Origin of the sequence: Pollutimonas bauzanensis (genome assembly GCF_900129885.1) — a bacterium.
GTDB lineage: Bacteria > Pseudomonadota > Gammaproteobacteria > Burkholderiales > Burkholderiaceae_B > Pollutimonas > Pollutimonas bauzanensis.
This window is the reverse complement of sequence record NZ_FQXE01000004.1, coordinates 454722-467535: the sequence shown is the minus strand read 5'-3', so window position 1 is coordinate 467535 and position 12814 is coordinate 454722. Positions and strand designations below refer to the sequence as shown.

At 57.5% G+C, this 12814-nt stretch carries 10 protein-coding genes; 3 read left to right on the top strand and 7 right to left on the bottom strand.

The window, feature by feature from the left end:
* Window positions 1-1154: 1154 nt before the first annotated feature.
* On the bottom strand, window positions 1155-1361 hold the full coding sequence (locus tag BUB23_RS10715) for a cold-shock protein (protein ID WP_073103073.1): 207 nt from the start codon (window positions 1359-1361) through the stop codon (window positions 1155-1157).
* 308 nt (window positions 1362-1669) lie between these two features.
* Between BUB23_RS10715 and BUB23_RS10710 the strand changes: the two genes are divergently transcribed.
* On the top strand, window positions 1670-2839 hold the full coding sequence (locus BUB23_RS10710) for a methionine aminotransferase (protein ID WP_073103072.1): 1170 nt from the start codon (window positions 1670-1672) through the stop codon (window positions 2837-2839).
* 558 nt (window positions 2840-3397) lie between these two features.
* On the opposite strand, the gene BUB23_RS10705 is transcribed toward BUB23_RS10710, so the two are convergent.
* From BUB23_RS10705 to BUB23_RS10695, 3 genes are all read right to left on the bottom strand, one after another.
* Window positions 3398-4060 carry an FMN-binding negative transcriptional regulator gene (locus BUB23_RS10705; RefSeq protein ID WP_073103071.1) on the bottom strand — a complete coding sequence of 221 codons (663 nt, stop codon included), beginning with the start codon at window positions 4058-4060 and terminating at the stop codon, window positions 3398-3400.
* A gap of 14 nt (window positions 4061-4074) precedes the next feature.
* A complete protein-coding gene (locus BUB23_RS10700; protein ID WP_073103070.1) occupies window positions 4075-5127 on the bottom strand; it encodes a metallophosphoesterase in 1053 nt (350 codons plus the stop codon).
* Window positions 5128-5658: 531 nt separating this feature from the next.
* A complete protein-coding gene (locus BUB23_RS10695; protein ID WP_073103069.1) occupies window positions 5659-6117 on the bottom strand; it encodes a MarR family winged helix-turn-helix transcriptional regulator in 459 nt (152 codons plus the stop codon).
* A 205-nt stretch (window positions 6118-6322) separates the two neighbouring features.
* On the opposite strand from BUB23_RS10695, the gene BUB23_RS10690 reads away from it, so the two are divergent.
* Together BUB23_RS10690 and BUB23_RS10685 are read left to right on the top strand one after the other, a co-directional pair.
* Window positions 6323-7741, top strand: coding sequence for an MATE family efflux transporter (locus BUB23_RS10690; protein ID WP_073103068.1), 1419 nt, complete (start codon window positions 6323-6325; stop codon window positions 7739-7741).
* A 40-nt stretch (window positions 7742-7781) separates the two neighbouring features.
* A complete protein-coding gene (locus BUB23_RS10685) occupies window positions 7782-8723 on the top strand; it encodes a ketopantoate reductase family protein (protein WP_073103067.1) in 942 nt (313 codons plus the stop codon).
* A 9-nt stretch (window positions 8724-8732) separates the two neighbouring features.
* On the opposite strand, the gene BUB23_RS10680 is transcribed toward BUB23_RS10685, so the two are convergent.
* From BUB23_RS10680 to BUB23_RS10670, 3 genes are all read right to left on the bottom strand, one after another.
* Window positions 8733-9866: a tartrate dehydrogenase gene (locus BUB23_RS10680; protein WP_073103131.1), complete on the bottom strand. Its 1134-nt coding sequence runs from the start codon at window positions 9864-9866 to the stop codon at window positions 8733-8735.
* Between the two features lie 43 nt (window positions 9867-9909).
* Entirely contained in the window at window positions 9910-11277 is a 1368-nt protein-coding gene (locus tag BUB23_RS10675; RefSeq protein ID WP_073103066.1) for an amidase, read from the bottom strand.
* Between the two features lie 97 nt (window positions 11278-11374).
* Window positions 11375-12805 carry an MmgE/PrpD family protein gene (locus BUB23_RS10670; RefSeq protein WP_073103065.1) on the bottom strand — a complete coding sequence of 477 codons (1431 nt, stop codon included), beginning with the start codon at window positions 12803-12805 and terminating at the stop codon, window positions 11375-11377.
* Window positions 12806-12814: the final 9 nt, after the last annotated feature.

The following is a 12814-nucleotide window of genomic DNA, read 5'->3' as shown; positions in this document are numbered from 1 at the left end:
CGGCCGCGAAGGCAGCGCGAAGGCGCGGACGAGCGAGGCGAGGCGGGGTCCGCCGCGCTGGGCGGCGGACCAGGCCACGCGGACCGCTACCTTCCCCCACCGCGACAGCGGCGTGTTAAGGACACCCCCAACAGCCAAGCGGCGTGTTAAGAAGAACCGAATCCACGCCGGCCTAACGACGCTAGCCTTGGCAACTCCCTGGGTCGGTTTGGAGATAAGCAATGGCTTTTTTCAGATGGCTGCAAGCCAAAGAAAATAGGGAGTCACGTGGAACATGAACCTCTGTCGAAACATGGTCGATGCGGCCGCCAAGCGCACCGGGACGCCAAGTGCTTGCTATATGACAGGTCAAGTGTCAGCCGGAATAGTCCAAAGCCCACACAACGCCGAGGCGGAATGAACAGGACCGCTTGCCAGCCCGCAGACCAAACCAACCCTCCGACCAAGATAAGCATAGACACAAGCTGTCGCCGCAGCGGATTGGATTGCAAGCCACAGCGCAAACGGAACATCCCGAGCAGGAAGCCATCGCCCGCAGACGGAGCCTCTCAGATATTGATATAAGCTATTGATTTTAAACATACATATTTCGATTCCGCATCCAACAATGCCGCCGTTAATACCGCCGTTCCAAGAAATGCATCTCCGTAGCATACATAGTGAATCGATTTTGATTCTCCAACCGCCTCATAAAAAATATGCGACCCCATATCCATGTTTCACGTGGAACAATCGTGTTTTCCCTTTGCAAAGGCAATGCATCCGGGGTTTGAAAATAAAACTCCTGGATCCGGCGGGATAAGGTAAATGGCCTAATCATAATAAGCAGGCGATCCTGTGGATAAGCCTGTGGGAAACGCAGTGGACAAACAGTGGATATCTAATCCGTCGATTGATCCCCCGGAAAATTTCAATTGATGGAGAATCAGCCCTTCGAGCATGCCCCATAGAGCAAGACAAGTTCCAACTGTGGATAAAGCTGTGGAAAAGGAGAGTATAAATTTCCGCTTCCAGCCGCCGAGTCTCCCGAAGAAGCATGCTTCCAAGACATCGGATAATCAGCAAGACCAGTCAATCGCGCCGGCCAATAAAAAAACGCCCGCGCTCGGAAGCGGGGCGTTTTACAATTTGAACCAGCTATACAGCAGATATATTTACAGCGGGCGAATTTCCGCCGCTTGCAGCCCCTTGGGGCCATCTTTGACCTCGAACTCTACTTCCTGGCCTTCGTTCAAGCTGCGATAACCGCGGCCTTCGATTGCCGAGAAATGGGCAAACACATCAGCGCCGCCTTCGTCCGGAGTAATAAAACCAAAGCCTTTATCGGCATTGAACCATTTAACTTTGCCCTTCTGAGCCATGATGCGTAGCGTCCTAAAAGTAAACAAAAAAGCCATGTACCAAGGACACTGACAAAAACGACCTCACCACACACAACAGGCGCCAATTATTTGACACTTAAAGTTTATGATTACCAACCGCGATGCCTGCGCACGACTTGATTACAAAGCAAGCATGAGCATAACCACGCCGGAATGCTTTATCAAATACTTGTTTACCCCAGTGTGGTATTTTTCCTGCATGCACAAGCCGCAAGGCCGCTTTTTTGAATTTACCGCTAAGGTAAGCCCTGGCCTCCTGAATTTTTCAACCCCACACAAGCCATAACATGAATTTCCAATCCAAGCTGCCCGGTGTAGGCACGACCATTTTCACCATCATGAGCCAACTGGCCACTGAACACAAAGCGATCAACCTGGGGCAGGGCTTCCCGGACTTCAATCCGGCCGCCGCGCTGCTAAGCGAGGTCAACAGGGCGATGCAGGAGGGACACAACCAATATCCCCCCATGGCCGGTATCCCCGCCTTGCGCCAGGGCATCTCCGCCAAGACGCAAGCGCTGTATGGCCACTACTATGACCCCGACACCGAGGTAACCGTGACCAGCGGCGCGAGCGAGGCCCTGATGGCCAGCATTCTGGCTTTCGTGAAGCCCGGCGACGAAGTATTGGTCATCGAACCGTTTTACGATCTGTACATTCCCGCCATACAGCTGGCGGGCGGCACGCCCGTTATCGTGGCCATGCTGCCGCCGACCGAGCAGACCCCTTTATACCGTGTCGACTGGCAGCATGTGCGCGACGCCATTACGCCTGCAACGAGCATGCTGATCATCAACTTCCCGCACAACCCGACGGGCATCAACCTTCAGGAAAGCGACCTGGACTGGCTCGAGCGCATTGTGGATGAAACCGGCATCATGCTTTTGTCCGACGAGGTGTATGAGCACATAATTTTCGATGGTCAACAACACCAAAGCCTGGCGCGCAGGGAGTCCATCGCAGCCAACGCCATCGTCATTTCATCTTTCGGCAAAACCTACCACACCACTGGATGGAAAGTGGGCTATTGCTGCGCCCCCAAGCACATCTCGGCCGAAATGCGCAAGGTTCATCAGTTCATGGTGTTTACGGTGAGCTCCCCGATGCAGGTGGCCCTGGCCCACTATATGAAAGATCCGAAACCTTATATGGAGCTGTCGGATTTTTATCAGGAAAAACGCGACAGGCTGGCTCGAGGCCTGGCGAAGACCCGCTTTGTTCCCATGCCCAGCCAAGGCACTTTCTTCCTGCTGGCCGACTACAGCGCGATATCCGACCTCCCCGAAGCCGAGTTCGCACGATGGCTGACCACGACGCATGGCGTGGGCGTCATTCCGATTTCCGCCTTTTATCGGCAGCCGGACGCCAAGGAATCGAATCACCAGCTGGTCCGATTCTGCTTCGCCAAGCAAGACCACACCCTGGATGCCGCCTTGGCCAAACTCGCCATCGTTTGACCGCCGCCCCGCCCATCCCCAGCCCCGCCGCGAGCGGGGCTTTTTATGTCTTGCCTGTGAACAGGACCCGAATCCTGGTTCAGCGCAAAGCCTCATGCCAGCGAATGACCGAAGTATACATGCCCATCCCGGTGCCAGGGCAAGCAGCCCTGGCGCGCCATACGAGGCTTCCACTTTGGTTGTTTATTATTTTTGTTATTTATAAAGACTGATACTAATGGGTGTCTGTGGATAACTGGAACAACTGCAATCAGGCCTTTGGATTCATACACTTGCGCATCTTTTTCGATAAGGACAAGCTCTGTTTTCCGAGTGGATGGAATAGGCATAACTTTCGAGGGCCAGAGAAAACCAGGGCTTATGCCGCGCTCATCCACAGGCTATGCACAGCCGCTCGCCTTAGTAGTTATCCACAGAGGAAATATTTGCGCGGCCGGTTTTATAACGGTTTTTATTTTGTTACATAACGTAAACGCGATGCCGCTGGAACTTTCAGGCGCGGGCGGCATCCTTTACATGCATGGGGCAAAGCGAAGGCAAACCACGCCGCGCAGGGGCTTAATCAGGCTTCAGGCTGTTCCGCATCAAGCGGGCGATCTCGCCATTGAACACGGAGCCTATAGAAGGCTGCAGCGGGTCCGTCAGGCCATGGATGACGCCCTGTCTGTCGGCAAGGGGCCGGTTCTGGCTGAGCTTGGCCTTGCCTTCGATGCGCTCGATGCTGATTTCCAGGCCCACGATATGCTGCAGCATCGTGTCGATATAGTCGCGCGGGGCATCGTGTATAGACCACGGGTCGGGCCGGCCCTGCTCATAGCGCGCAGTCTGCCGCTCAAGGTGCACCAGCAGCCATGCAGGATCGGTCTTGACCGTCAGCTTTCCGTGCACATGCACCGATACATAATTCCAGGTCGGCACAGCCTTGCCTTGCGTGCTCGCCTTGGTCGGATACCAGGAAGGCGAGATATACGCATGGGGTCCTTGAAAAACCGCCAGCACCGCGGTGCCGTCCGGCAGACAGGCGAATTCCGCGTTGTTCCTGGCGATGTGGGCCTGCAGCAGCCCGGCGCCCTGGGCCGGCTCCGGCTGCTGCAGAAATGGCAAATGCGTGGCAAGCAGATCGCCTTTTTCCTGGACCACGAGCGTACCCAGAGGATAATGGTCGATGAATTGCCGTTGTGAATCAGGGTCGGTGAGTTCAAATGCGCTGGGCGTGTACATGGGGCCTGTTGCGGTCAATGAGTGGAAAATACCTCGCCGGTATCGAAAACCACCTGGTTCTCGGGCCATTGCAAGGCGGCAAGTTTGAAGCGTGACTGGTCTATGGCGCGATTGACCTTCCGATCGCGCCATCTCGCGCCCACCGAAAAGTCCACGCAGAACACATTATGGTTCTTTCCGTGCCATGCCATGGGCGCGATATCCTTGAAGAGCTGGCTATAGCGGGGCGACATTTGTCCGCTTTGCGGGCGATGCATGCGCCAATAATGGCCGATAACGACGGGAACGGTATCGGCATAGTCGTCCCACCAGCTTACCCGGTCGGAAAATCGCCACCGGTTGCCGGCAAAAAAGGGCGTGGCGGCCTTTTGTTCGACACCCGAGGTCAGCACCTTCAGAGGGTTGACCATTTGCTGTGTGGCCTCGTATTCGGCGATGGAATGCAGGAACGGGGGAGGGGTATGCTCGTCTTCCAGTTCTTTCGCCCATTGCTTTTTCTCATCCAGGTAGCGCTGGTACAAGCCCGAAGCATTGGCGGTGGCCTGCGCGAGCCTGTCCCAGATCCTGAACTGCTCCACGATATTTCCTATCGGCACCGCGCTGATGGCTTCTATCGTGGGGTCTGTCCAGGCGGCGTGCACGACCCTGATGTCGTCGCGCTGCAGGACTATGGGCAGGCCACGCAGAAAGCTTCTTACGGCCTCGCGCTGTCCAGGCGGCGTGCGGCGAAACGGCGCATAGTTTTTCAGATCGCGTTCGTAGCGCTCATCGAAAAACCAGCCCGAACCGTCTTTGACGTCGTCGATCAGCAAATTGATTTCATGATTGCCCAGCACGGCCTGGGCATTGCCCTGCTGGATCAGGTGTTGGACGAGTTCGATAACGCCCTGGCTGTCCGGGCCGCGATCGCACAAATCGCCCACGAACACCAGTTTTCTATCCTTGCTGTGCCTGCCATGCTTGTCGTAGCCCAGGCGGCCCAGCAGCGCGAGCAGCGCGGAATATTCGCCGTGAATGTCGCCGATGATGTCCAGAGGATTTTCGGGAAGGCGTTGTACCAGATGCATAGATAGTGAGTCGGTTTCCGTGATCGGCCTTGCCGTTTGCCGGAAACGACAAGAAGCCGGGCGCTGTGGGGCGCAAAAATGCAGTTTTATCCGATCATAAACCGCAATGAAGGAAACGTGACCACTATCCGGGAATTTCGATCGGACTGGTTTCGTGCCGTCCTCTCTTGCCAGCAGTATACCTGCGCTTTTGCCCCGTTTTGGGGCTGGCGGTTTGGACGGGGAATAGCGGTATTGCTGTTTTGTTTGCTATCTTTTCTATATATAAAGACTAATACTAATGGGTGTCTGTGGATAACTGGAACAACCTCGATAGTGTTTTTGAATTCAAGCGCTTGCGGGGTTTTTCCGACACGCACAACTTGTGTTTTCAGCGTGGATGAAACGGGCATAACTTTTTGGCGGAGTTGAAACGGCCGGGTTGTTCCGCGGCTGTCCACAGGCTGTGCACAAGGAGCCTCTCCTGTACTTGTCCACAGGCAGATATTTTTTCAATCGTCAAGAATAGCCCGACCCAGAGGCCGCGGCGGGTCAGGGCCTGTTGAAGGCAGCCGTGAAGTCGTCCGAGTAGATATCGGACAATGCTGCGCGCAATGCCGCCGCCCGATCCGCGCCATAAGCGGTCTCGAATCGCTTCTGCGCCTGGCGCCAGAGACGGGTGGACTCGGTCAGTTTTTGCCGCCCCAGCGGGGTAAGGCGCACACGCCTGCTGCGGCCGTCCTGTTCATCGCGTTCCTGGACGACGTAGCCGTCGCGCTCCAGCGGTTTCAGGTTATGGGCCAGCGCCGAGCGGTCCAGCACCATGGCGCGGGCGAGATCCGTCATGGTGGGATTGCCGGCCCTGTCGACGTGAACAAGGATGGAACGTTGCGACACGCGCAGCCCGCAGGGCGCCAGCACCGAGTCGTAAAGCTGTGTGATGCGCCGGGTTGCCTTGCGCAGGGCTGCGCCATTGCACAAATTGGGGTCTTTGATAATCGATTCGGGCATAGCGATTCCGCAGGGGTGTGGCGTGGTTTGCGACGGTCGCTGCAAGTCCGGGATGGCATCGGCGCGTCGGGCAGGACGAAGTTTACTGCATGTTGACAAGTATTGGCATATGCCTGTAAATTCCGGAATATACCTGCATATGCCAATACCTGGATGCTGTCCCGATTGAGGCGCTGCGAAAAATCAATGCCCAAGGCCAGCCGCAATGTCCACGAGTCCCGCCCCAGCCACCGAGAAGCGCACGGCCAATCCCAGGCTGCGCGCCATGCTGGAAGGGCCGATAGTCCCGACCCTGCTGCGGCTGGGGTGGCCGAATGTGCTGATGATGCTCGCGCAGTCCACCACGGGCTTGATAGAGACCTGGTTTCTGGCAAAACTGGGCACCGAGGTGCTCGCCGGGGTGGCCGTCGTGGTTCCAGTCCTGATGCTGATGCAGAATATGTCCCAGGGCGCCATGGGCGGAGGCATTTCTTCGGCGGTCGCGCGCACGCTGGGCGCCGGGCGGACGGCCGAAGCCAATCAGCTGGTGCTGCACGCCGTGGTATTGAATGCCGGCCTGGGGGTGGTCTTCTCCATTCTTCTGCTGTGGTTCGGCCCGCAACTCTATCGGGCCCTTGGGGCCGACGGGGCGGCGCTCGACGCCGCCTTGTCCTATTCCAATGTGATTTTCGGCGGCATTGTCCTGCTGTGGCTGATGAACGCGTTCGCCAGTGTCATCCGCGGCACGGGAAACATGCTGGTTCCGGGGGCGGTGATCTGCGGCGGGGCGCTGGTGCTCATCCCGATTTCACCATGCCTGATCTTCGGCATTGGCCCGTTTCCCGAATTGGGCGTGGCGGGCGGCGGCTGGGCGCTGCTCGTTTACTACGGCGTGGGCACCGTGATACTGGGCTGGTATTGCCTGTCTGGCAAAAACGCCGCAAGGCTGGTTCTGGGGCGCCTGCGCCTTGGATTGATGCGCGGCATCCTGCTTGTCGGCGGGCTGGCTTCATTCAATTCGGTATTGACCAATGCCATTATCGCCCTGACCACCGCCCTGGTGGGAAGCTACGCGGGCACCGCGGCGCTGGCCGGCTATGGAACGGCTGTGCGCCTCGAGTACTTCCTCCTGCCTATCGCTTTCGGACTGGGCGCGCCCATGGTGGCAATGGTGGGTTCCAACATCGGGGCGGGCCAGCGCGAGCGGGCGCTGCATATTGCCCTGGTGGGCGGAGCGATGGCTTTTCTGTTGACGGAAGCCGTCGGCATCGCGGCCGCGGTCTGGCCTTATGCATGGCTGCGGCTTTTTGGCGTGGACGAGAGCATGCTGAACACCGGCGCGGCGTACCTGCGCATTGTCGGGCCATTCTACGGATTCTTCGGCCTGGGCTTTTCCCTTTATTTCGCATCGCAAGGCGCTGGCCGGCTGAAATGGCCGCTGCTGGCGGGCCTGCTGCGGCTGCTGGTCTGCGCGGGCGCCGGCGGGCTGGTGCTTTCCCTTACCGGTTCGATGTCCGCTTTTTTCTCGACGCTGGCCATCGCCATGTGCCTGTACGGCATCATCATTGTCTGGGCGGTTGCCTCCGGCAGTTGGTTCGGACGGCGGCAATTGCGCAAACCCATATTGTCCGGGTCTGTCGGGTAGATGGCGTGCGCGTATTCACTTTAACCTTGAAGGATCAATCATGAAGATACTCGTTCTGGGCGCCGGCGCCATCGGCGGCTACTACGGCGCGCGGCTTATCGAAGCGGGCGCCGACGTCAGCTTTCTTGTCCGGCCCGCGCGCGCGAAAGCCTTGCAGGCCCATGGCCTGGTCGTCCATAGCGAACTGGGAAATTTCCGGCGACAGGTGAACACGCCAGGCCCCGACGGCGTGAAGGCGGACTACAGCCTCATCCTGCTGGCCTGCAAGGCCTACGACCTCGACTCCGCGATGGCCGCCATTGCGCCGGCGGCCGGCCCATCGACGGGCATCCTGCCATTCGTCAACGGCCTGTCCGTCTATGACAGGCTGGACGCGCGCTTCGGCAAGGCCAGGGTGCTGGGCGGAGCGGCGTATATCGCCACCATGCTGGACAGCGCCGGGGACATCCATCACTATGGGGCCAACGATGTGGTCATCGCCGGCGCCCGGTCGGAAGAAATGCGGGCGCTGGCCCGCGATTTCCATTCCCTGATTGCGGCCACGCCGGGTGTACGGTCGCTTGCGGACGACGTCGAACAGGTATTGTGGGACAAATGGGTAATGGTCGCCACGGGCGCCTTGATGACCTGCCTGATGCGCGGCACGGTGGGCGATATCATGGCAACCAGGGAGGGCGGGGCGCTGATGGCCAGGGCGATGGCGGAATGCCGCGGCGTTGCGGCCGCCGCCGGGCGCGAGCTGGCGCCGGATGTCGTGGCGCGGATGGAGAGCCGCCTGCTGGATCGGGCCTCGGACTGGGCTGCCTCCATGGCCAGGGACATTGCGCATGGGGTGGCACGCCTGGAGGCCGATGACATCGTCGGCGACATGGCCGCGCGCGCGGCGCTCGCCGGGCTGGACGCGCCTTTGACGCGCGCCGCATACTGCCATTTACAGGTCTACGAAAACCGGCAGGCCGCAAGCAAGCCGCAGCCGGTGTAGCGGATATAGTTATCGATGCGTGTCGCCATCGCTTACGAGCCGAGCGATAGCGTCGCCCATGTCGGAAGTACTGGCCGCTCCTCCCAGGTCGGGAGTGCGAGGCCCATTCCGAAGCACCTGTTCTATCGCCAGCAGGACGGCGTCATGCGCCTCGCGGAAATTTTTGCGCTGATGGCCGGCGGTTTCTCCGAAGAAATTCAACATGAGCGCCCCCGACCATATCATGGCAATAGGATTGGCTATGTTCCGGCCGGAAATGTCCGGCGCCGATCCATGTACCGGTTCAAAAAGGGATGGAAAAAGGCGCTCGGGATTCAGGTTGGCCGACGGCGCCAACCCAATTGTTCCAGCACATGCCGGCCCGAGATCGGAAAGAATATCTCCGAACAAATTGGAAGCGACAACCACATCGAAGCGATCTGGCTGCAGGACGAAACGCGCCGCAAGAATATCGATATGTTGAAGGTCGACCGCAACCTCGGGAAATCTTTCCCCCATGGCATGCGCCCTCTCATCCCAATAAGGCATGCTGATGGCGATGCCATTGGATTTTGTCGCGACGGTCAGGCGCCGCCGCGCCCGGGATTGCGCCAGTTCGAAGGCAAATTTCAAGACCCGGTCGGTACCGATGCGGCTGAATATGGACTCCTGTATGACGAATTCCCTATCGGTATCCTCGAACATCTTTCCTCCGAGTGACGTGTATTCGCCTTCGGTATTTTCCCGGACCACGATAAAGTCGATATCTCCCGGTTTTTTATGGGCAAGAGGGCAGGGTACGCCTTCAAAAAGCCGGACCGGACGTAAATTTATGTACTGATCGAACTCGCGCCGGAACTTCAATAGCGAACCCCAGAGAGAGATGTGATCGGGTACTTTATCCGGCCATCCCACCGCGCCGAAGTAGATGGAATCAAAGCCAGTCAACAGGTCTTTCCAGTTGGCTGGCATCATGCTGCCCGTCTTCAAAAAATAGTCGCAATTGGCCCAGTCGAAAGAGACAAAATCAAGGTCGATATCGAATCGGGCAGCTGCCGCGCGCATAACCTTGAGGCCTTCGGTCATCACTTCATTCCCTATGCCATCCCCGGGTATCGCGGCGATCCGATAAGTTTTCCTGTCAACATGTTGTTGTTTTTGCATATTCATATTCGGTAGTAAGTGGATTCGGGAATGCCGGCCGTTTTCATGCGGAGGCGTGGCGGGTTTTCATCAGCCAGGAAGCAAGCTCGTACAGAACAGCATCATGGTTATCGACATGCATGATTTGAACGCCGACCGGCAAGTCGTCGGTTTTCAATATTGGCAGGCTGAATGCGGGAAATCCGAGCAAGGACCACAGGGCGGCATAATTACGGCTGCCGGTAAATTCCAGCCCCGGAGGAGCGGGCGTGGGCGCGGATAAAGTGATGAATCCATCGGCATTGCCGACTGCGGTTCTGACAAGGTCGCGTATTTTCTTTCTATTGCTTAAATATCCGGCATAGGCTTCGGAAGTAACGGACTCCGACAATTCCAATAATTCCATGATTTTGTCGCTGAGCATGCCTGGGTAGCGCGAACGATATTGCATGTAAGGCCAACGCATGTCATATGCAATCATCTCCCTGGAATCGGGTGAGAATTTGCTGATGGCATCTTCGAGTTCAGCGATTTCTCGAGTATTGTTTTTATCCGCGATCGAAATCCCCTGTTCCCTAAGCTGGTCGATATAAAGGTCCATGGCTTCCCGCAAGGGTGTGGAAGTTTCTGAAAGCCAGGCGTCAAGATATAGCCGTATCAGGCGTGGCGGCCGGTCCGGACCAAATCCGCTTGCCTGCGGGCCCGGTAATAAAGGGGGAAAGTTCGGACTTCCCGAGCGGGATGAAAGCAGTCTGGCGGTGAGCCAGGCATCGTCGATATTGGCGCTGAGTATTCCGAGGTGATCATGCGATCCCGAAACCGGATGGACTCCGCCCAGAGGCAGCACGCCATAGCTAGGCTTGAATCCCACGATTCCACAGAAGGACGCCGGGCGGATGATGGATCCCAATGTTTGCGTACCCAGGGCAACGGGCAGCATGCTGGCAGCCACGGCGGCGGCCGAGCCGCTGGAGGACCCGCCGGGCGTATGGCCAAGGCGATGGGGGTTATGGGTGACACCGGAAACGCCGATGGCAAATTCCGTCGTCACCGTTTTCCCTACAATGATGGCCCCGGCCCGCTTGAGGACTTCAACGCAAGCGGCATCGAAATTGGCTGGTGAACCCTTGAAGATAGGGCTGCCGCATTCAGTGGGAAAATCTGCCGTATCGATGATGTCTTTAATGCCGAATGGACATCCATCCAGTTCGGACAGGGCCTTTCCGGATTGATAGCGCCGCGTGGAGTCGTCGGCCAATTGCCTCGCATTATCAATATTGAGCGCTGTAAACGCCTTTACATTCCCTTCGTATCTGGCGATATTCTCCAGAAAGCATTCAAGATACTGTCGCGGAGTATTCTTCCCTTTCCTGAAATCGGCGGCAACACGATGGAATGAATTGTTGTCGGCCGATTCCCATTGCCAAGGCATTGGATTCACGTCATGCGTCCGGTGATGGCGGCCACGCTAAGCGCTAACGGCTATACGCATAGCGGGGCTTCCGGGGTTCAAAGAAAAACAGGCGCGCCTAGCGGGCGGCTGCGGTGTAGAGCAGGGTCAATTCCCTGATGTTTTTGATGTTTTCGATGTCCTGCACCAAGGCTACGATTTTTTCAGCCTTGTCCTTGGGCCAATTGGCATAATCGCAGCACTCGCGGAATTTATCCGCCACTTCGTCATAGCTCATGGGATTGGCCGGGCTGCCTTTGCCGAAGTCGGCCCGGCCCTGGATATGGCGGCCATTGGTCAGGTGGATGTCGAGGATGGTAGTCATTTTGTCATAGCCGGCGCTTTCCGCTTCCGGATGTACATGGAAGTTGATTTTTTCAATCATCTGTTTCACATCGTCCCGCTGCGTAGCCTCGTCAGTGAATTCGCGCAGCCCGGCGCGCCTGTCCAGCAATAACATGGCCAGGCAGAACTCCATGGAAAATTTTGCCTGCAGTTCGTTTGCCGGACGGTGGTGTATGAGGGCATTGGGCATGTTCTGATTCGTGCCTGCATCCACGCGGACAATTTCTTCCGGCTTGATGTCATGCTCGATGATCAATTCAAGCAGCTTGGTCATGCCGGGATGTGTCAAGGAACCGGAAGGATGGGGCTTTATGGACACGCCGGGATCGGCGAATGTCCAGGGCGCTCCCAGTTTTCCAACGATGGAGCCGGCATCAAATCCACCGCCGGCCGCCCGGAAGAAACCTCTGCTGGCCTCCAGAATCTTATCGGTGGCCGTCCAGCCGGCCGTGGCGAAATCGACCGCGACGATTCCGCTTTCCGACGAACGGCCGGCATGAAAGGGCTTGGTCATCGTTCCAAAGTTTTCGCGCAAGCCCGCGGACTGGCTTCCTGCGATAGCCAGGGCTCTCAATATTTCTTCATTGCCCAGGCCGCGCAATTTAGCGGCCGCGGCGGCGGCGGCAAATGTTCCGCATGTTGCTGTGGCGTGAAACCCATGTTGATAGTGGCGGGGATCAATGGCCTCCGCGATTTTGCATTCTATTTCCACGCCCAGGTGATAGGCGAGCATGGTTTCCGCGCCGCTTTTTCCCAATACTTCGGCGGTTGCCAATGCCGCGGGAAGGGCGGGAGCCGTGGGATGGGTCAGCAAGCCGTAAACCCGGTCCTTGCCGCTGGCCAATTGCGTATCGTCATAGTCATCGGCATGTATCGCTATGCCATTCGCGAACGCGGCGAAGCGGGCCGGCACCTTTAGCGAAGTCCCAATTACGGTCGCCTCCCCCGCGGCATTCAATCCCTTCAGATATGAATTCACGATTTGCCCGCTTTTCGCTATAGATCCCGCAATGCCGAGGCCGATGCCGTCCAGTATGGACTTCTTGCCTGCGTCGATTACGGACTGCGGCAAATCCGAGACCGCAGTGTCGACAACAAAACTGGCGACCTCCGCGGTGAGATTCTTGACTTCCGTATATTCATTGAGATTCTTGATCTGACCCATTTAATAACT